Source organism: Streptomyces sp. NPDC008092 (genome assembly GCF_042957285.1).
GTDB lineage: Bacteria > Actinomycetota > Actinomycetes > Streptomycetales > Streptomycetaceae > Streptomyces.
The window spans coordinates 625,441-643,652 of record NZ_JBIBHY010000001.1; the positions used below are offsets into that span (position 1 = coordinate 625,441).

Here is an 18,212-nt window from a genome sequence, read left to right on the forward strand (position 1 = left end):
GGCGCGCATGCTAGCGGTCACAGGTGGCCGGAACGTACCCGTGTTCGAAGTGTGGCAGTCATATGACAGTGCCCTGAATGTGGCTGTCGGGGCTGCGGCCCCGTCGATACGCTGCGCGGACGTTCCGGAACTGGAGGTGCGGATGCGTCGCCCTGTCGCGCGGAAACTGACCGTCCTGGCGGTCTCGGCCGCGGTGGTGTCGGTGGGGGCGGCAGCGCCTCCCGCCCCCGGCGCCGCCGCGAAAACCCCGGTGGCCGTCGGCTACGGCGGCGCGGTGGCCAGCGTCGACGCGGACGCCACCGCCGCCGGCATCGAGGTGCTCCGCAAGGGCGGCAACGCGGTCGACGCGGCCGTCGCGACCGCCGCCGCGCTCGGCGTCACCGAGCCCTACTCCTCCGGCATCGGAGGCGGCGGCTACTTCGTCTACTACGACGCCAAGTCCCGTACCGTGCACACCATCGACGGCCGCGAGACCGCGCCGCTGACCGCCGACTCCAACCTGTTCGTGGAGAACGGCCAGCCGCTCGCCTTCGCCGACGCCGTGAGCAGCGGACTGAGCGTCGGCACGCCGGGAACGCCGGCCACCTGGCAGACGGCGCTCGGCCAGTGGGGCACGGAGCGGCTCGGCACGGTGCTGAAACCGGCCGAACGGATCGCCCGCAACGGGTTCGTCGTCGACGACACCTTCCGGACGCAGACCGCCGCGAACGAGACACGGTTCCGGTACTTCCCCGACACGGCGAAGCTCTTCCTGCCGGGCGGGCAGCTGCCGGTGGTGGGCTCCACCTTCAAGAACCCGGAGCTTGCCCGGACTTACAAGGAGCTGGGGAAGAAGGGGGTCGCGGACATCTACACGGGCGACCTCGGCAAGGACATCGTGTCGACGGTCGACAACCCGCCGGTGGACCCCGCTTCGGGGTGGAAGGCGCGGGCGGGCAAGCTCTCCACGAAGGATCTGGCCGCCTACCGGGCCAAGCTGCAGGCACCGACCGAGACCGGGTACCGCGGGCTGAAGGTGTACTCCATCGCGCCGTCCTCGTCGGGTGGCACGACGGTCGGGGAAGCGCTCAACATCCTTGAGAACACCGACCTCTCCAAGGCCGACGAGGTGCAGTACCTGCACCACTACATCGAGGCCAGCCGGATCTCCTTCGCCGACCGCGGGCGCTGGGTCGGCGACCCCGCGTTCGAGGACGTGCCGACCAAGGGGCTGCTGTCGCAGCGGTACGCCGACGAGCGGGCGAAGCTGATCACCGACGACTCGGTGCTGACCAGCCCGGTCGCGCCGGGCGACCCGAACAACCCCGGGTCGACGGGCACGGCGGCGCCGACCACGTACGAGGGCGAGAACACCACGCACCTCACGGTCGCCGACAAGTGGGGGAACGTCGTCTCCTACACGCTGACCATCGAGCAGACCGGCGGCAGCGCGATCACCGTGCCCGGGCGCGGTTTCCTGCTCAACAACGAGCTGACCGACTTCTCGTTCACCCCGGCCAACCCGGCGGTGCACGACCCGAACCTGCCCGGGCCCGGGAAGCGGCCGCGGTCCTCCATCTCGCCGACGATCGTGCTCGACAAGGCGAACAAGCCGGTGGTGGCTGTGGGTTCGCCCGGTGGGGCGACCATCATCACCACCGTGCTCCAGGTGCTGACCGAGTTCCTCGACCGGCATCTGCCGCTGGTGGACGCGATCGCCGCGCCTCGGGCGTCGCAGCGGAACGCGGCGAAGACCGAGTTGGAACCGGCGCTGTACAACGACGCGGCGCTGAGGGGGAAGTTGGAGGCCATCGGGCACTCGTTCTCGTTGAATCCCGAGATCGGGGCGGCGACGGGTGTGCAGCGGCTGCCGGGCGGGAAGTGGCTGGCGGCGGCTGAGACGGTGCGGCGGGGTGGGGGATCCGCGCAGGTGGTGGATCCGGCTCCGTAGTTCGCGGGCTGCGGGTGCGTGGGGGCTGGTTGTCGCGCAGTTCCTCCCCCAGCCTTCGGCCGGGGGTACCCCCAGCGCCCCTAAAGGGGCGCCTTCGCCGGCCGGAACTCCAGATGGCCGGACGTGACATCCACCGTCACCGTGGCGCCTTCCGCGACCGTGCCGTCCAGCAGCAGCCGTGACAGCTGGTTGTCGACCTCGCGCTGGATGGTCCGCCTCAGCGGTCTGGCGCCGTACTCCGGCTGGTAGCCGTGTTCCGCCAGCCAGTCGACCGCCGCGTCCGTGAAGTGGGCGGTGATGCCCTGGGCGTGCAGCATGCGGCGGGTGTGCTCCAGGAGGAGTTCGGTGATCTGGTGCAGCTGCTCGCCGGTGAGCTGGCGGAAGACGACGATCTCGTCGATGCGGTTCAGGAACTCCGGGCGGAAGTGGTCCCGGAGCGGGCGCAGGACCCGCTCGCGGCGGGCCGCCTCCGTCGCCTCCTCGTCGCCCGGGCCGAAGCCGATGCCGGCACCGCGCCGGGTGATCACGTCCGAGCCCAGGTTGCTCGTCATCACGATGACCGTGTTGGTGAAGTCCACCGTGCGGCCCTGGGAGTCGGTGAGGCGGCCGTCGTCCAGGACCTGGAGCAGGATGTTGAAGACGTCCGGGTGGGCCTTCTCCACCTCGTCGAGGAGGAGCAGCGAGTAGGGGTGGCGGCGGACGACCTCGGTGAGCTGGCCCGCCTCCTCGTGGCCGACATAGCCGGGCGGGGCGCCCACCAGGCGGGAGACGGTGTGGCGCTCCTGGTACTCGCTCATGTCCAGGCGGACCATCCGGTCCTCGCTGCCGAACAGCACCTCGGCGAGCGCGCGGGCCAGTTCGGTCTTGCCGACGCCGGTCGGGCCGAGGAAGAGGAAGCTGCCGATCGGACGGTTCGGGCTCGCCAGTCCGGCGCGGGAGCGCATGACCGCCTCGGAGACGGCGGCGACCGCCTCGTTCTGGCCGATGACCCGCTGGTGCAGATGGGCCTCCAGGCCCAGCAGCCGTTCCTTCTCCTCCTGGGTGAGGCTGCTGACCGGGATGCCGGTCTGGCGTGACACCACCTCGGCGATCGCCTCGGCCGTCACCTCCAGGTGCTGGCCCTCGTCGACCTCCTCCTCGCCGGAGAGTTCGGTGATACGGGTCTTCAACTCGCCGACGCGGTCCCGGAGCTGGGTGGCGCGCTCGTACTGCTCGTCGGCGACCGCCTGGTCCTTGTCCCGGGTGAGCTGCTCGATCTCGCGCTCCATCGCGCGCACGTCGGTGCCCTTGGTGCGGGCGCCGAGGCGGACCCGGGCGCCGGCCTGGTCGATCAGGTCGATCGCCTTGTCCGGCAGCCTGCGGTCGGTGAGGTAGCGGTCGGACAGCTCGACGGCGGCGACCAGGGCCTCGTCGGTGTAGCGGACCTGGTGGTGGGCCTCGTAGCGGTCGCGCAGGCCGCGCAGGATCTCGATGGTGTCCGGGACCGTCGGCTCGGGCACCAGGATCGGCTGGAAGCGGCGGGCCAGCGCCGCGTCCTTCTCGATCTTGCGGAACTCCTCCAGGGTGGTCGCGCCCACGATGTGCAGCTCGCCCCGGGCCAGCGCGGGCTTGAGGATGTTGGCCGCGTCCATCGCGCCGCCCTCGCCGCCGCCTCCGGCGCCGACCACGGTGTGCAGCTCGTCGATGAAGACGATCAGCTGGTCGGAGTGCGAGCGGATCTCGCCCACGATGTTGTTGAGCCGCTCCTCGAAGTCGCCCCGGAACCGGGTGCCGGCGACCACGCCGGACAGGTCGAGGGCGACCACCCGGCGCCCGGCGAGCCCGTCCGGCACGTCTCCGTCGGCGATCCGCTGGGCCAGCCCCTCCACGATCGCGGTCTTGCCGACTCCGGCGTCACCGATCAGGACGGGGTTGTTCTTGCCGCGCCGGGAGAGCACCTCGATGGTCTGCTCGATCTCGTCGTCGCGGCCGATCACCGGGTCGATCCGGCCCTCCCCGGCCAGCTCGGTCAGATCCCGGCCGTACTTGTCGAGGTTCGGGGTGCTGCTCGTACGGCGCCGGGTGTCCGGGCCGGCGAGCGAGCGGTCGGTCTCGGTGGCGTCCGGCGGCAGGCCGGCGGCGGCGAACCGGGCGGCGTTCAGGATGTGCCCGGCGGCCGAGTCCGGGTTGGCGGCCAGCGCGCCCAGCACGTGCTCGGGCCCGATGTACCCGGCTCCGCCGGCCCGGGCCAGGTCGTGCGCGTCAAGGAGGGCCCGTTTCACGGCCGGGGTGAGGGAGAGCGACGTCGGCGGGGGAGCCTCGCCGGGCGGGTGCTGGACCGGTCCCGCGCGGCCGTCGATCTCCGTCGCCAGCGAGTCGGGATCGGCGCCGGACCTGCTCAGCAGGGAGCGGGTGGGCTCCGCGGTGAGCGCCGCGCGCAGCAGGTGCTCGGTGTCGAGGTCCCGGCTGCCGTGCTCGGCGGCGTACTGGGCGGCGCCCTTGACCAGTTCCCTGGCCGGCTGGCTCAGCAGCCTGCCGATGTCGATCTGCCGGGGTCCCTGGCGGGCTCCGCCGCCGCCGAAGAAGCGCGCGAGGAACTCCCCGAAGGGATCCTGTCCGTAGTCGCCCGGTCCGGGGTAGCCGCTGTTCATGAGCGTTCGTTCCGTTCCGGCGTCCCGGCGCCTTGGGGGACGCGCTCGCTGGTCGACGTGCCGGTCCACGCGGGTGCCCCTGCAGGGCCCGGTCACACCACCTTCGCACGCCCGCCGGAGGGGGGCACGTCCAGCCGTTCGGGCGACGGCCAGGGCCGTGCCCTCCTCGTGCCGCGCTGTCCCACCCGCCGGACCCGGAGCCCGGGGTGTGCCCCCCCCCGGGCGAGTGGGCCGCCCCGTGATCAGCGGCCGGGACGCACCTCCGACAGCTCCGACTGCCTGGCCGTGAGAATCCGCGGCCCCGACTCCGTGATCGCCACCGTGTGCTCCGCGTGCGCCGCCCGGGAGCCGTCGTTCGTCCGCAGGGTCCATCCGTCGTCGGCCGCGTGGTATCCGTCCCGGCCGCTGCCGATCAGCATGGGCTCGATCGCGAGGACCAGACCGTGCCGGAGCGGGAGGCCGCGGCCGGGGCGGCCCTCGTTCGGCACCCCGGGGTCCTCGTGCATCCGGCGGCCGATGCCGTGCCCGCCGAAGTCCTGCGGGATGCCGTAGCCGGCGTCCCGGCACACCCGGCCGACCGCGTGCGCGATGTCGCCGATGCGGTTGCCGACGACCGCCGCCGCGATGCCCGCCGCGAGCGCCCGCTCGGCCGTCTCGACGAGCCGTACGTCCGCCGGCCGCGCTCTGCCGACCGTGAAGCTGATCGCCGAGTCACCCGCCCAGCCGTCCAGCACCGCACCGCAGTCGATGGAGACCAGGTCGCCGTCGCGCAGCCGGTAGCCGGTCGGGATGCCGTGCACGATCGCGTCGTTCACGGACGCGCAGATGACGGCGGGGAAGGGGGTGGGCGCGAACGAGGGCCGGTAGCCGAGGAACGGGGAGGAGGCACCGGCCTCGCGCAGCACCTCCCGCGCCACCTCGTCCAGTTCGAGCAGGGAGACGCCGATGCCGGCGGCCTCGCGTACGGCGGTCAGGGCCCGCCCGACGACCTGGCCCGACGCGTGCATGGCGTCGATCGATGTGTCTGTCTTCAGTTCCACCATGCCAATTAATATACCGGTTTTCTCGACCGGGTTAGAATGGCGGCATGGTACGCACCCCTCTCACCCCGGAAGAACGCGAACGCGGCGAGCGGCTCGGGCGGTTGCTGCGCGAGGCGCGCGGCGGGCGGAGCATGACGGAGGTGGCGGCCGCGGCGGGCATCTCGGCCGAGACCCTCCGCAAGATCGAGACCGGGCGGGCCCCGACCCCCGCCTTCTTCACCGTCGCCGCGCTGGCCCGCGCGCTCGGCCTGTCGATGGACGACCTGGTGGAGCGCTGCGCCCTGGTCGTCGTGTGACGCGCATCGGTCAAGATCGGGCAATGAGGGCTCCGCGCGCCCGCTGAAAACTCCCCGTAGCAGCCCCGTAACACAACTGGTGTTGCCTACGGAACCGGAGTGTTCCGGTCTGGCGGGAGTCGAGCGATGACTGTGGATCAGCTCCCGGGCCGGGTGCGGGAGTTCGCGAACTACCTGAACGGCCTGCTGGCGCGGCTGGACCAGGGCGGCGGCTGGTGTGCCGTCTTCTGGCAGCGCGACCCCGACGGCATGCAGGCCTGCCTCGGCGGGCGCGAGGTGCCCCCGTGGGACGTCGTGGCGGCGCTGCTCCAGGACCTGGCGACCGTCTACGGCGCCGAGGCCGCCGCGCGTGAGGCCGAGCAGGCCCGCCGGCTGCACGCGGACGCGCTCGCGGCGTACGACACCCGGCCGGGCGCCCGGGAGGACCTGGGCGACCGCCTCGACGTCACCCTCCGCGAACAGCGGTACGCCGCGGAACGGCTGGCCCAGCTCGGCCGCGCCCTCGACTCCGCGCACTCCCGCGAGGAGGCCGAGGTCCTGCACGTCGACCTCGCCTGGGCCCGCGACGACCACGAGCGGGCAGCGGCCCGGTGCGCCGAGCTCCGGGCCCGGATGGACCGGCTGGAGCACCGGGCCGCGCCCGCCGGGCGCCCGCAGGGCGAGACCCTCGCCGCGACTCCCGAGCCGGTGCCCGCTCCGGATCCCGCCCCGGATCCTGCGCCTGACCCGCTCCCGGCCCCGGCTCCCGCCCCGGCCAAGCAGCGCAAGCGGCGGCGGGGCAGCGCCCGGTTCGCCGGCCTGGCGGAGGACGAGGCCGTGCCCGCCGCCGTACCGCAGGCACCGGAGGTGGCCGAGCCCGCGGCCGCCACCGGCCGTCGTACCCCGCGCGGCGCCCGCTTCGCCGGGGCCGTCGAGGCACCGGCGCCGCCGGAGCCGGTACCCGCGGAGTCCGACGAGGAGTCGGGGCGGGCCGTGGCGGCGGCCGCGGAGCGGCTCCAACGGCTCCGGGCGGAGGGCCGCACCGGGGAGGCGCACGCGCTGCTGGCCGAGGTCGCGCACTGGCCAGCCGCGCGTTTCCCGCTGCTCGCGGACGCCCTCCAGCGGGCCGGGCTCGGTGCCGACTGGGCCACGCTGCTGTGGGAGGCGGCCTCGCTGCCGCCCGCCCCGCTCGTCGCGGCCGCCGACGCCCTGACCGCCGCGGGCCGGACCGAGGACGGACGGCAGATCCTGCGCCAGGGCGTCGTCCGCCCCGCCCCGGAGATCGGCGCGGCCGTCCTCGCCCTGGACGAGGCGGGCCGGCACCGCGAGGCCCGGGCCCTGCTGGACACCTACGTGCAGGTCCGCACCCCGGAGGAGGCGGCCCACAGCGCGGAACCGGACCCCCAGCGCCTGGTGCCGCTGCTGCTCCGCTCGGCCCAGCAGATCTCCGACCAGCGCCACTGGGACCTGCTGCACGCACTTCGGGTGGCGGGCCTCGCTTCTTGAGGGGTGTGACCGGGGCGCGCCCCGTAGGGGAACTGCGCGACCGGCCACGACGCACCCGCAGTCCGGAACGGCGCCGAGTTGGGACGGCGCTTCCGGGACGGCCCCCGCATCCGCCAGCCAGGTAAGAAACGCGATCGACTCGGCGGCTTAACGACGATGGTCTTGGCAAGGAATCCGAGGAGGCTTACTTTCGACCCTCTACGGGCGTAGAAGGAGCAGCTCATGGCCAACGTCGTACGCGCCGCTCTGGTCCAGGCCACCTGGACCGGCGACACCGAGTCCATGGTGGCGAAACACGAGGAGTACGCCCGCGAGGCGGCCCGCCGAGGCGCGAAGATCATCGGATTTCAGGAAGTCTTCAACGCCCCCTACTTCTGCCAGGTCCAGGAACCCGAGCACTACCGCTGGGCCGAGCCGGTCCCGGACGGCCCCACCACCCGCCGGATGCAGGAACTCGCGCGCGAGACCGGCATGGTGATCGTCGTCCCGGTCTTCGAGGTCGAGCAGTCCGGCTTCTACTACAACACCGCCGCCGTGATCGACGCCGACGGCACCGTCCTCGGCAAGTACCGCAAGCACCACATCCCGCAGGTCAAGGGCTTCTGGGAGAAGTACTACTTCAAGCCCGGGAACGCCGGCTGGCCGGTCTTCGACACCGCCGTCGGCAAGGTCGGCGTGTACATCTGCTACGACCGCCACTTCCCGGAGGGCTGGCGGCAACTCGGCCTCAACGGCGCCCAGTTGGTCTACAACCCGTCGGCCACCTCACGCGGCCTGTCGGCCTACCTCTGGCAGCTGGAGCAGCCGGCCGCGGCCGTCGCCAACGAGTACTTCGTCGCCGCCATCAACCGGGTGGGCCAGGAGGAGTACGGGGACAACGATTTCTACGGGACGAGCTATTTCGTCGATCCACGTGGGCAGTTCGTGGGGGAGGTCGCGAGCGACAAGGGCGAGGAACTCGTCGTCCGGGACCTCGACTTCGACCTGATCGACGAGGTGCGGCAGCAGTGGGCCTTCTACCGCGACCGCCGTCCCGACGCCTACGAAGGGCTGGTACAGCCGTGAACGACCTCTTCGCCCGCCACCGCCAGGTGCTGCCCGACTGGCTCGCGCTCTACTACGACGAGCCCCTGGAGATCACCCACGGCGAGGGCCGGCACGTCTGGGACGCCGACGGCAACCGCTACCTCGACTTCTTCGGCGGCATCCTCACCACGATGACCGCGCACGCGCTGCCCGAGGTGACGAAGGCGGTGAGCGAGCAGGCCGGCCGGATCATCCACTCCTCGACGCTCTACCTCAACCGCCCGATGGTCGAACTCGCCGAGCGTATTGCCCAGTTGAGCGGCATCCCGGACGCCCGGGTCTTCTTCACCACCTCCGGCACCGAGGCCAACGACACCGCCCTGCTGCTCGCGACGACCTACCGGCGCACCAACACCGTCCTGGCGATGCGCAACAGCTACCACGGCCGCTCCTTCAGCGCGGTCGGCATCACCGGCAACAAGGGCTGGTCCCCGACCTCGCTGTCCCCGCTGCAGACGCTGTACGTCCACGGCGGCGTCCGCACCCGCGGCCCGTTCGCCGAGCTGAACGACCGGGACTTCATCGCGGCCTGCGTCGACGACCTGCGCGACCTCCTCGGCCACACCCGCCCCCCGGCCGCGCTGATCGCCGAACCGATCCAGGGCGTCGGCGGCTTCACCTCCCCGCCCGACGGGCTGTACGCGGCCTTCCGCAAGGTCCTCCAGGAGCAGGGCATCCTCTGGATCGCCGACGAGGTGCAGACCGGCTGGGGCCGCACCGGCGAGCACTTCTGGGGCTGGCAGGCGCACGGCCAGAACGGCCCGCCGGACATCCTCACCTTCGCCAAGGGCATCGGCAACGGCAGCTCCATCGGCGGCGTGGTGGCCCGCGCCGAGATCATGAACTGCCTGGACTCCAACAGCATCTCGACGTTCGGCGGCACCCAGATCACCATGGCCGCGGGCCTCGCCAACCTGTCCTACCTCCTGGAGCACGACCTCCAGGGCAACGCCCGCCGCGTCGGCGGCCTCCTCATCGAACGCCTCCGCGCGGTCGCCGCCCAGCTGCCCGGCGTACGCGAGGTGCGCGGCCGCGGCCTGATGATCGGCGTCGAACTCGTCAGGCCCGGCACCGACGAGGCCGACCCCAAGTCCGCGTCCACCATCCTGGAAGCGGCCCGCGAGGGCGGCCTCCTGATCGGCAAGGGCGGCGGCCACAACACGAGCGCGCTGCGCATCGCCCCGCCCTTGTCACTGACGGTGGCGGAGGCGGAGGAGGGCGCGGCGATTCTCGAACAGGCGCTGCGGAGTGCCTATTAGGCGATCCGCGGGAAGTGCCGCGACATGCCGTGGTCGACTGCGGCGCCGTCGTGGCCGGTCGCGCAGTTCCCCGCGCCCCTGAAGCAGGGGGCTGCAGGGCGCCCCGTCAGGGGCGCGGGGAACTGCGCGACCAGCCCCCACCGGGCCCGCAGGCTCCGGACGCACCGAACCGACCAAGGGACCACGCAAGATGACCGCCACTTGGGATCCCCCGAACACCACAGACCCCATACTGTCGGTCCGTCAGATCCTCGCCCTGGAACGGGTCCTGGCCGGCGACCCCGAGGTGGTCGCCGGCTCCGCCCACCTCGACCGCCCCGTCCGCTGGGTGCACGTCGCCGAGGCCCCCGACGTCGGCGTCATGCTCACCGGCGGCGAGATGGTCCTCACCACCGGCGTCCTGCTCGCCGGCGACGACCACAAACAGGCCGAGTACATCCAGTCCCTGCACCGCTCCGAGGCCGCCGCCGTGGTCCTCGGCCTCGGCCGCGCCTTCCCCTCCCCGCCCGACGCCATGCGCCGCGCGGCGGACCGCTGCGGCCTCCCCCTGGTGGTCCTGCACCGCCCCTTCCCGTTCGCCGAGCTGACCGAGGAGGTACAGTCCCGCCTGGTGCGGCGGAAGTTCGCCGCCGTCAGCCTCTCCGAGTCGGTCCGCACCGCCCTCACCGGCCTCATCACGGCCGGCGCCCCCCTCCAGCGGCTCCTCGACGAAGTCGCCGTGCACAGCGCCTGCCCGGTCGTCGTCACCAACCTCGCGCACCGGGTCCTCGCCACCGCGGGGGAGCGTTCCGCGGTGGACGACGTGCTCCGCGACTGGGAGCGCATCGCACGCCAGGCAGGCGGCGGCACCGGCGACGGCTGGATCCGCGCCGAACTGGGCGGCCGGGGCGAGCGCTGGGGCCAGATCATGCTCTGCGGTCACCGTGGCGACACCGCCACCGGCCGGCTGCTCGCCGACCGCGCCGCCGAGGCCCTCGTCCTGCACCGCATGCTCGGCGGCGGCTCCGCCCACACCTGGGAGGAGCAGTCCGCGCAGAGCCTGCTGACCGACCTGGTCTCCGGGGTCGTACCGGCCCGCCAACTCCTGCCCAGGGCCCGGGCGGCCGGGCTCCCGGTCAACCGGCGGACCTTCGTCCCGCTCGTCGTACGGGACGCGGAACCGGCCCAACTGGAGCGGATCCTGCGGCTGCTGGGCCTGCCCGGACTCGTCGCCGAACTCACCGAGCGCATCACCGCCGTCCTGCTCAGCCTCGCCCGCGACCAGGACGCCGACGCCCTCGCCGCGCACTTCGCCGCCCGGCTGCACGGCGAGTCGGCCGGGCCCCGGGCGGTGGTGGCCGCCGCGGGCGCCCGTACCGCCTGGGACGACGTGCCGGTCGGCCTGCGCGAGGCCCAGCACGTCGCCGACGCGGTCGCCGACACCGCGGCCGCCCTCGACCTCCCGGCCGTCGTACGCCTCAAGGACGTCCACCTGCGCGGCCTGATCCGGCTGCTGCGCGACGACCCGCACGTCCAGTCCTTCGCCGAGCGCGAACTGGACGGGCTGCTGTGCCCGAACGGCGCCGACCAGGACCTGCTCGGCGTGCTGCGGACGTACCTCGCCACCGGGCGCAACAAGTCCCGCACCGCCCAGCTCCACCATGTCTCCCGCCCCGCGCTGTACCGCCGCCTGGAGGCGATACAGACCCGGCTCGGCGTCGACCTCGACGACTTCGAGCAGGCGGCCTCCGTGCACATCGCACTCCTCGCGCACGACGCGCAACAGCAGTGAAACATGCGACGACCTGGGAAAACGGCGGTGAAACATGGGCCATCGGCAGCGTGACACGGTGGCACGCCGGGCGCCCGCAGACGTGACACGATGCAACTCAAACAGGACTTCGGGGCTTTCTAGCCTTCTCGCACACCGAGCGACCGGAGGTCCCGATGAGCCGAGTGATTCGTGCCGCCCTCTTCCAGACCGCCTGGACCGGCGACAAGGAGTCGATGATCCAGGTCCACGAGCAGGCGGCCCGCGACGCGGCCGCGCAGGGCGCCCAGGTCCTGTGCTTCCAGGAGCTGTTCTACGGGCCCTACTTCTGCCAGGTCCAGGACAAGGCCTTCTACGAGTACGCCGAACAGGTCCCGGACGGCCCGATCGTCCAGCGCTTCCAGGCCCTCGCCCGCGAACTGGGCCTGGTCATGATCCTGCCCGTGTACGAGGAGGAGCAGCCCGGCGTCCTCTACAACACCGCCGCGGTGATCGACGCCGACGGCTCGTACCTCGGCAAGTACCGCAAGCACCACATCCCCCAGGTCCCCGGCTTCTGGGAGAAGTTCTACTTCCGCCCGGGGAACGCGGGCTGGCCCGTCTTCGAGACGGCCGTCGGGAAGATCGGCGTCTACATCTGCTACGACCGCCACTTCCCGGAGGGCTGGCGGGCGCTGGGCCTCGGCGGTGCCGAGATTGTCTTCAACCCGTCGGCCACCTCGCGCGGACTCTCCCGCTACCTCTGGCAGTTGGAGCAGCCGGCGGCGGCCGTGGCCAACGAGTACTTCGTCGGCGCGATCAACCGGGTCGGCGTGGAGGACCTGGGCGACAACGACTTCTACGGGACGTCCTACTTCGTCGACCCGGAGGGCCAGTTCGTCGGCGAGGTGGCCTCCGACAAGGAGACCGAACTGGTCGTCCGCGACCTGGACCTGGCCAAGCTCCGCGAGGTCCGCGACCGCTGGCAGTTCTTCCGGGACCGCCGCCCGGACGCGTACGGCCCGCTGACGGCGCCGTAACAGCGCCCGTCGTAGGAGCGCCCCGTAAGGGGCGCTGGGGGTCCCCCCGGCCGAAGGCTGGGGGAGGAACTGCGCGACCAGCCACGTCGGACCCGCACCTGACCACGAAGGAGAGGACCCCATGACCGGCCGGACAGTAATCCGTGGCGGACTCGTCATCACCGCGTCCGACGAGATCCACGCCGACGTCCTGATCGAGGACGGCCGCATCGCCGCCCTCGCGGCGACCGGCACCCCCGCCGCCGAGGCCTTCACCGCCGAGCGCACCATCGACGCCACCGGCAAGTACGTCATCCCGGGCGGCGTCGACGCCCACACCCACATGGAGCTGCCGTTCGGCGGCACCTTCGCCTCCGACACCTTCGAGACCGGCACCCGGGCCGCCGCCTGGGGCGGTACGACCACCATCGTCGACTTCGCCGTGCAGAGCGTCGGCCACAGCCTGCGCGAGGGCCTGGACGCCTGGCACGCCAAGGCCGAGGGCAACTGCGCCATCGACTACGGCTTCCACATGATCGTCTCCGACGTGAACCAGGAGACGCTCAAGGAGATGGACCTCCTCGTCGAGGAAGGCGTCACCTCCTTCAAGCAGTTCATGGCCTACCCCGGCGTCTTCTACTCCGACGACGGCCAGATCCTGCGCGCCATGCAGCGCTCCGCCGAGAACGGCGGCCTGATCATGATGCACGCCGAGAACGGCATCGCCATCGACGTGCTGGTGGAACAGGCGCTGGCGCGCGGCGAGACCGACCCCCGCTACCACGGCGAGGTCCGCAAGGCCCTCCTGGAAGCCGAGGCCACCCACCGCGCCATCAAGCTCGCCCAAGTCGCGGGCGCGCCCCTCTACGTCGTGCACGTCTCGGCGATGGAAGCGGTCGCCGAACTCGCCCGGGCGCGCGACGAGGGGCTCCCCGTCTTCGGCGAGACCTGTCCCCAGTACCTCTTCCTGTCCACCGACAACCTCGCCGAGCCCGACTTCGAGGGCTCGAAGTACGTGTGCAGCACCCCGCTGCGCCCCAAGGAGCACCAGGCCAAGCTCTGGCAGGGCCTCAGGACCAACGACCTCCAGGTCGTCTCCACCGACCACTGCCCCTTCTGCTTCGTCGGCCAGAAGGAACTCGGCCGCGGCGACTTCTCGAAGATCCCCAACGGCCTGCCCGGCGTCGAGAACCGCATGGACCTGCTCCACCAGGCCGTCGTCGACGGGCACATCACGCGCCGCCGCTGGATCGAGATCGCCTGCGCCACCCCGGCCCGGATGTTCGGCATGTACCCGAAGAAGGGCACCATCACCCCGGGCGCCGACGCGGACGTCGTCATCTACGACCCGCATGCGGAGCAGGTCGTCTCCGCCGAGACCCACCACATGAACGTCGACTACTCGGCGTACGAGGGCAAGCGCCTGACCGGCCGGGTCGAGACGGTCCTCTCACGCGGCGAACTCGTCATCACCGAGCGGGAGTACACCGGACACGCCGGACACGGCGTCTACACCCCGCGCTCCACCTGTCAGTACCTCAACTAGGAGAGGCGCCCATGGACTTCGGACTCGTCCTGCAGACCGACCCGCCGGCCTCCCGGGTCGTCAGCCTGATGAAACGGGCCGAGCGCAACGGCTTCCGCTACGGCTGGACCTTCGACTCCGCCGTGCTCTGGCAGGAGCCGTTCGTGATCTACAGTCAGATTCTCGCGAACACCAGCAAGTTGACGGTCGGGCCGATGGTCACCAACCCGGGCACCCGCACCTGGGAGGTCACCGCCTCCACCTTCGCCACCCTCAACGACATGTTCGGCAACCGCACCGTCTGCGGCATCGGCCGCGGCGACTCCGCGATGCGGGTGGCCGGCCGCAAGCCCAACACGCTCGCCCGGATCAGCGAGGCCATGAAGGTCATCCGGGCCCTCGGCAGCGGCGGCGAGGCCGACCTCGGCGGGACCGTCGTCAAGTTCCCGTGGGTCAGGCCCGGCGCCGAACTCCCCGTCTGGATGGCCGCGTACGGGCCGAAGGCCCTCAAGATGACCGGTGAGGAGGCCGACGGGTTCATCCTCCAGCTCTCCGACCTCTACCTCACCGAGTACATGGTCAAGGCGGTGAAGGACGCGGCCGTGGCCGCCGGACGCGACCCGTCCGAGGTGACCATCTGCGTCGCCGCCCCGGCCTACGTCACCGAGGACGACTCGCCCGAGGCCCTCGCGCACGCCCGCGACCAGTGCCGCTGGTTCGGCGGCATGGTCGGCAACCACGTCGCCGACCTGGTCGCCAAGTACGGCGAGCACTCCGCCGCCGTACCCGAGGAACTCACCGACTACATCAAGGCCCGGCAGGGCTACGACTACTCGCACCACGGACGCAGCGGCAACCCCGACACCGAGTTCGTGCCCGACGAGATCGTCGACCGCTTCTGCGTCATCGGTCCGGCGGAGAAGCACATCGAGAAGCTGAACGCCCTGCGCGAGCTGGGCGTCGACCAGTTCGCCGTCTACGACATGCACGACGCGCAGGAGGCGACCATCGACGCGTACGGGACGAAGGTCATCCCGGCCGTCAACGGCTAGCACCCTCCTGGCAGTTGGTCTCCCCCTTCCCGCCGTCCCGGGAAGGGGGTCAGGGCGCCGCCCCACCCGCGTACCCCCCGCCCCGCCCGCACGGCCTTTCCCGTCCCACCTCACCCCGATTGGCCTGCCCATGACCGACACCGCTCCCACGGCCATACCTCTGTCCGGCCAAGTCACCACCTCCGACGGGCGCGTCGAGCTCACCCCGGGCTCCCCGCCGCCCAGCGGTCCGTACGCGAACGAGGACCTGCTGCCGGTCCCCGTCGTCAAGCGCACCTGGACCACGTACAACTTCTCCGCGCTCTGGGTCGGCATGGCCCACAACACGGCGTCCTGGACCCTGGCCTCCGGGCTCATCGCGGTCGGCATGGACTGGAAACAGGCCGTGTTCACCATCGCCCTCGCCAACCTGATCGTCCTCGTCCCGATGCTGCTCACCGGGCACGCCGGACCCAAGTACGGCATCCCCTTCCCGGTCTTCGCCCGCGCCTCCTTCGGCGTGCGCGGCGCCAACCTGCCCGCCGTCGTACGGGCGTTGGTGGCCTGCGGCTGGTTCGGCATCCAGACCTGGATCGGCGGCGAGGCCATCTACTTCCTGGCCGGCAAGCTGATCGGCGACAGCTGGGCCAACGCCTCGCACATCGGCGGCTACGCCTGGACGATGTGGCTGTCGTTCCTGCTCTTCTGGGTGCTCCAGGTCGCGATCATCTACCGGGGCATGGACACCATCCGCCGCTTCGAGAACTGGGCCGCGCCGTTCGTCATCGTCGGCGCCGTCGTGATGCTGATCTGGATGAGCAACAAGGCCGGCGGTCTCGGCCCGCTCTTCGACCAGCCCTCCAAGCTCGGCTGGGGCGGCGGCTTCTGGAAGATCTTCTGGCCGTCGCTGATGGGCATGATCGGCTTCTGGTCGACGCTGTCGCTGAACATCCCCGACTTCACCCGGTACGGCAAGAGCCAGAAGGCGCAGACCTGGGGCCAGGCCCTCGGCCTGCCCACCACCATGACCCTCTTCGCCTTCCTCTCCGTCCTGGTGACCTCCGGCTCGCAGGCCGTGTACGGGCAGCCGATCTGGGACCCGGTACAGCTCGCCGCGAAGACGGACAACGTGGTCGGCCTGCTCTACGCCCTGGTCACCGTGCTCGTCGCGACGCTCTCCGTGAACATCGCGGCCAACCTGGTCTCGCCCGCCTTCGACTTCTCCAACATCGCGCCCCGGAAGATCAGTTTCCGCACCGGCGCGCTGGCCACCTGCGTCCTCGGCGTGCTGATCTTCCCGTGGAAGCTCTACTCCGACCCGCAGGGCTACATCTTCACCTGGCTCGGCCTGGTCGGCGGTCTGCTCGGCACGGTCGCCGGCATCCTCATCGCCGACTACTGGATCCTGCGCCGCACCAGCCTCGACCTGACCGACCTGTACCGCACGGGCGGCCGCTACTGGTACGACGGCGGCTGGAACTGGCGGGCGGTCGTGGCCTTCCTCGTCGGCGGCGTCCTCGCGATCGGCGGCGCCAGCTTCAAACCGCTGATCGACGGCCGTCCGATCCCGGCCCTGTCCTCGCTCGCCGACTACGGCTGGGCGGTCGGCCTCGGCACGTCCCTGGTGCTGTACCTGGGGCTGACGGCGCTGGTGCGGCCCAAGGAGGCGTGAGCAGGGGGCGTGGCGTGCGTACGGAGGGCAGCCGGTCCGGTTACTGGCTGCCCTTCAGCGCGGTCACCGCGCTCTTCGCCGCCTGGATGGCACCCTTGTTGATCACGTCCGTGCTGGGCGCCTTCTTGGACTCGAAGTCGCTGCCGTTGTAGGTGATGACCACCAGCGCGTTGGAGACCTGGGTCATCACCACGCCCTCACGGGTCTGCTGCTTGTCCTCGGTGGTGAGGTTCACGACCGAGTAGCCGGTGTCGCCGAGGCCCGGCACGGCCCCGCCGCCGCTCTTCTCGGCGACCCGGTCCTTGTACTCCTTCGCGGCCGCCGCGTCCGTGTCCATGATCTCGAAGGAGACGTCGAGCCAGCGGTAGTCGTAGCCCTTGAGCGCGTTCCAGGAGCAGGTGCGGCGCAGCTTGGTGTCGGTGGAGGGGATCTCCTTGCCGGCCGTCTTCGCGCCGGGCACCAGCGACTTGATGGTGGCCACCGGGATGCTGCCGCAGGGGGCGGGGGCTGCGGAGTACGTCTTGGTGGCCGCCGTGGACGCGGTGGAGGTCGACGGGGAGTCGTCCGTCGACTGCCCGGCCGTCTGCTGGGCCGAGGTGTCGCCTGAGCTGCTGGTGGACGCCGTCTTGTCCGGGCCCGACGCCATCACCCAGCCCGCACAGGCGAGCACGGCGACCGGCGTCAGGCGCGCGGTGAGGGCGAGCGGCAGTGGAAGAGAACGCAAGTCGCACTTCTCGCTGGGGGACGGTGTGCGGAATGGCCCGCACTGCGGACGGGACGCCAGTTTCACACGAGTCCCTGTGGGGCGGAAGTGGAATCCGTGCCTTGCCTGTGGGCCGGGCCCGGCGCGCTGTTGACAGCGGTCGCGGGCCGTCCCCCTACATCCGGAATGTCGCGCGTCCACGGTCCCTGTACATCCGGAATGTCGTGACTGCATCCGGCCTTCGAAGGTGACGGGAGTCACCGTCGCGCCGGTCCGGCCCCTCAGGCCCGGCGCGAGTTGCCGAACAGGATCCGGTAGCCGATCAGCAGGACCAGGGAGCCGGCGATCGCGGCGCCCCAGGTGTAGAGGTCGAAGAAGTGGTTCTCGACCGGGCGGTCGAGGAAGCGGGAGGAGAGCCAGCCGCCCACGAAGGCGCCCGCGACGCCGATGAGGGTGGTGCCGATCAGGCCGCCCGGGTCACGGCCGGGCAGCAGGACCTTGGCGATGGCTCCGGCGAGGAGACCCAGGACGATCTAGCCGATGATGCCCACGTGCGTTGACCTCCAGGACGAATGCTGCGTTTGCCGCGTTACGGGTACTGCTCCGCTGAGTTGCGTTGTTGCGCAAGCTTATGAACGGCGGTGGCCGTCGGCCACGCCTGACGTCGAGCCGTCGATGATCTGTCACCCGCTCATGACAATGCGGAGAACGGGTGGAGGACATTGCGGGGAGGTCGTCCGGGAAGCGGTGACCGTGCGCCTACACTGAGTGGGCGTCTGTGCGATGACTGTGACGGGAGGGAGC

Annotated in this window: 14 protein-coding genes; 10 read left to right on the top strand and 4 right to left on the bottom strand. The window is 71.4% G+C overall.

Annotation, left to right across the window (positions count from 1 at the left end; translation table 11 throughout):
* The first annotated feature begins 142 nt into the window (after window positions 1-142).
* A complete protein-coding gene (ggt, locus tag ACFZB3_RS02535) occupies window positions 143-1,930 on the top strand; it encodes a gamma-glutamyltransferase (protein ID WP_391368439.1) in 1,788 nt (595 codons plus the stop codon).
* 80 nt (window positions 1,931-2,010) lie between these two features.
* Here ggt and ACFZB3_RS02540 read toward each other — a convergent pair whose 3' ends face one another.
* Together ACFZB3_RS02540 and map are read right to left on the bottom strand one after the other, a co-directional pair.
* Window positions 2,011-4,560, bottom strand: a complete 2,550-nt coding sequence (locus ACFZB3_RS02540) for an AAA family ATPase (RefSeq protein ID WP_391368442.1) — start codon at window positions 4,558-4,560, stop codon at window positions 2,011-2,013.
* A 242-nt stretch (window positions 4,561-4,802) separates the two neighbouring features.
* Window positions 4,803-5,603: a type I methionyl aminopeptidase gene (map, locus tag ACFZB3_RS02545; protein ID WP_391368445.1), complete on the bottom strand. Its 801-nt coding sequence runs from the start codon at window positions 5,601-5,603 to the stop codon at window positions 4,803-4,805.
* Between the two features lie 44 nt (window positions 5,604-5,647).
* Here map and ACFZB3_RS02550 point away from each other — a divergent pair, with 44 nt between their 5' ends.
* From ACFZB3_RS02550 to ACFZB3_RS02590, 9 genes are all read left to right on the top strand, one after another.
* Complete coding sequence (locus tag ACFZB3_RS02550; RefSeq protein ID WP_351707725.1) at window positions 5,648-5,899, top strand: helix-turn-helix transcriptional regulator; 252 nt, start codon at window positions 5,648-5,650, stop codon at window positions 5,897-5,899.
* Window positions 5,900-6,025: 126 nt separating this feature from the next.
* The gene (locus ACFZB3_RS02555; protein WP_391368448.1) at window positions 6,026-7,384 is read left to right on the top strand and encodes a hypothetical protein; all 1,359 of its coding nucleotides are present in this window, start codon (window positions 6,026-6,028) and stop codon (window positions 7,382-7,384) included.
* Between the two features lie 222 nt (window positions 7,385-7,606).
* Window positions 7,607-8,449: a nitrilase-related carbon-nitrogen hydrolase gene (locus tag ACFZB3_RS02560; protein WP_391368451.1), complete on the top strand. Its 843-nt coding sequence runs from the start codon at window positions 7,607-7,609 to the stop codon at window positions 8,447-8,449.
* A complete protein-coding gene (locus tag ACFZB3_RS02565) occupies window positions 8,446-9,729 on the top strand; it encodes an aminotransferase class III-fold pyridoxal phosphate-dependent enzyme (protein WP_391368454.1) in 1,284 nt (427 codons plus the stop codon). Before ACFZB3_RS02560 ends, ACFZB3_RS02565 begins: the two co-directional genes overlap by 4 nt.
* Before the next feature lie 190 nt (window positions 9,730-9,919).
* Complete coding sequence (locus ACFZB3_RS02570; RefSeq protein ID WP_391368457.1) at window positions 9,920-11,500, top strand: PucR family transcriptional regulator ligand-binding domain-containing protein; 1,581 nt, start codon at window positions 9,920-9,922, stop codon at window positions 11,498-11,500.
* 155 nt (window positions 11,501-11,655) lie between these two features.
* A complete protein-coding gene (locus tag ACFZB3_RS02575; protein ID WP_391368459.1) occupies window positions 11,656-12,498 on the top strand; it encodes a nitrilase-related carbon-nitrogen hydrolase in 843 nt (280 codons plus the stop codon).
* Window positions 12,499-12,619: 121 nt separating this feature from the next.
* Entirely contained in the window at window positions 12,620-14,023 is a 1,404-nt protein-coding gene (gene hydA, locus ACFZB3_RS02580; RefSeq protein ID WP_391368461.1) for a dihydropyrimidinase, read from the top strand.
* Between the two features lie 11 nt (window positions 14,024-14,034).
* The gene (locus ACFZB3_RS02585) at window positions 14,035-15,054 is read left to right on the top strand and encodes a TIGR03842 family LLM class F420-dependent oxidoreductase (RefSeq protein ID WP_391368464.1); all 1,020 of its coding nucleotides are present in this window, start codon (window positions 14,035-14,037) and stop codon (window positions 15,052-15,054) included.
* A gap of 130 nt (window positions 15,055-15,184) precedes the next feature.
* Entirely contained in the window at window positions 15,185-16,705 is a 1,521-nt protein-coding gene (locus ACFZB3_RS02590; protein ID WP_391368467.1) for an NCS1 family nucleobase:cation symporter, read from the top strand.
* 40 nt (window positions 16,706-16,745) lie between these two features.
* Here the strand turns inward: ACFZB3_RS02590 and ACFZB3_RS02595 are convergent, their stop codons facing one another.
* A complete protein-coding gene (locus ACFZB3_RS02595) occupies window positions 16,746-17,429 on the bottom strand; it encodes a hypothetical protein (protein ID WP_391368469.1) in 684 nt (227 codons plus the stop codon).
* A 260-nt stretch (window positions 17,430-17,689) separates the two neighbouring features.
* Window positions 17,690-17,941: a GlsB/YeaQ/YmgE family stress response membrane protein gene (locus ACFZB3_RS02600; protein ID WP_391369709.1), complete on the bottom strand. Its 252-nt coding sequence runs from the start codon at window positions 17,939-17,941 to the stop codon at window positions 17,690-17,692.
* Between the last annotated feature and the right edge of the window lie 271 nt (window positions 17,942-18,212).

Excerpts from the sequence above, each read along its gene's own strand:
- ggt (WP_391368439.1), top strand. The coding sequence starts at position 143 with ATGCGTCGCCCTGTCGCGCGGAAACTGACCGTCCTGGCGGTCTCGGCC.
- ACFZB3_RS02540 (WP_391368442.1), bottom strand. The coding sequence starts at position 4,560 with ATGAACAGCGGCTACCCCGGACCGGGCGACTACGGACAGGATCCCTTC.
- map (WP_391368445.1), bottom strand. The coding sequence starts at position 5,603 with ATGGTGGAACTGAAGACAGACACATCGATCGACGCCATGCACGCGTCG.
- ACFZB3_RS02550 (WP_351707725.1), top strand. The coding sequence starts at position 5,648 with ATGGTACGCACCCCTCTCACCCCGGAAGAACGCGAACGCGGCGAGCGG.
- ACFZB3_RS02555 (WP_391368448.1), top strand. The coding sequence starts at position 6,026 with ATGACTGTGGATCAGCTCCCGGGCCGGGTGCGGGAGTTCGCGAACTAC.
- ACFZB3_RS02560 (WP_391368451.1), top strand. The coding sequence starts at position 7,607 with ATGGCCAACGTCGTACGCGCCGCTCTGGTCCAGGCCACCTGGACCGGC.
- ACFZB3_RS02570 (WP_391368457.1), top strand. The coding sequence starts at position 9,920 with ATGACCGCCACTTGGGATCCCCCGAACACCACAGACCCCATACTGTCG.
- ACFZB3_RS02575 (WP_391368459.1), top strand. The coding sequence starts at position 11,656 with ATGAGCCGAGTGATTCGTGCCGCCCTCTTCCAGACCGCCTGGACCGGC.
- hydA (WP_391368461.1), top strand. The coding sequence starts at position 12,620 with ATGACCGGCCGGACAGTAATCCGTGGCGGACTCGTCATCACCGCGTCC.
- ACFZB3_RS02585 (WP_391368464.1), top strand. The coding sequence starts at position 14,035 with ATGGACTTCGGACTCGTCCTGCAGACCGACCCGCCGGCCTCCCGGGTC.
- ACFZB3_RS02590 (WP_391368467.1), top strand. The coding sequence starts at position 15,185 with ATGACCGACACCGCTCCCACGGCCATACCTCTGTCCGGCCAAGTCACC.